The organism is Oleiphilus sp. HI0066 (assembly GCF_001635725.1).
Genome location: NZ_LWFH01001149.1, coordinates 1 through 1,135, shown reverse-complemented (window position 1 = coordinate 1,135; position 1,135 = coordinate 1). Strand labels below are relative to the sequence as shown.

2 protein-coding genes are annotated in these 1,135 nt (G+C 44.6%); both read right to left on the bottom strand.

The window, feature by feature from the left end; genetic code table 11:
• The coding region (locus tag A3738_RS15235) for a M20/M25/M40 family metallo-hydrolase (protein ID WP_156504287.1) at positions 1–507 on the bottom strand (507 nt) is incomplete at its 3' end.
• Positions 508–512: 5 nt separating this feature from the next.
• Positions 513–1,135, bottom strand: a 623-nt coding sequence (locus tag A3738_RS15230) for a hypothetical protein (protein WP_231876664.1), incomplete at its 5' end; no start/stop codon positions are given.

The following is a 1,135-nucleotide window of genomic DNA, read 5'->3' as shown; positions in this document are numbered from 1 at the left end:
TGCCGCTCGGGCTTGAAGTTTACCTTGTTGAGCGATCAGTCGCGCTCCCGCCATTGAGCTTTCTTCATCAGCAGTCGCAACAATGATTAAGGGCTCATTTAACTCCGCTTGATCCATACTCTTTAAGGCTTCTACTATGATAGGGAAGAAACCTTTCATATCGCATGTCCCTAAGCCATAGTACTTGCCCTCAGAGAAACTCAACTTAAAAGGGTCTGAGTTCCATCTTGCCTGATCATAAGGAACCGTATCAGTATGCCCAGCCAACACTAAACCTCGACTGCCTGTTCCAAGCGTCGCGATAAGGTTGTACTTTCCCGCCTGTTGATCAACCGGAATTACTTCACAGCGAAATCCTAAACCCAAAAACCACTTTTCTAATTCTCGAATCACGGATTCATTACTATGATCCCAAGAGGAATCACTAGCGCTAATTGAATTTTCGCCGACAAGTTTCGCTAACAGCGTTTCAAAGCTGTGTAATTCCTTAGGAATATGCAATTTCATTGAATTTATTTCCAAACCTCTAGGACACTTAACTCAACGCGTTTAAACGTAAACGAAACACTTCCGTCTCCATTGAGAGGAGTAATCACAAGTAAGTGCTCATCAACCTGACTAAGCATACCCTCGGATTGTTTGCCATTCAGCAATGTGATGCGCACCCGTTCTTCTAACATCGCGTCAAGCTCTGTAAGCTCGACGTTCAAATATTGCGGCTCTATTTCCACTGGTTTACTTTCAACAACCGGCTCAGCTTTCGGTTCAGGAACATATTTCTGAAGCCCAAGTTCAACGCCTTGATCCGTATTCACAGTAAGCTGCGTCCCACCGTATTCCAAGACAGGTAACCAACCATAAGCCTGTTCAATCGCCATGTCATGAGAAGACAAGCTGACATTCAACACTCCGCCTTTTGCGATATAAGCAGACAATGCCATCGCGGCTGCATCCGAGACACGAAACCCTTCTTGAAGTAACTGAGCTTTCCAACCATCGATCACGGACATTGAGAATCCGGCTAGGTCTAAGTCCTCTTGGACCACAGATTCACAACTATTTAAGAGCCGCTTGAAATATCCATTTTCTATATATTGAAATGAAACCAAATCTAAGCCACGAGCTGTACTGAAGC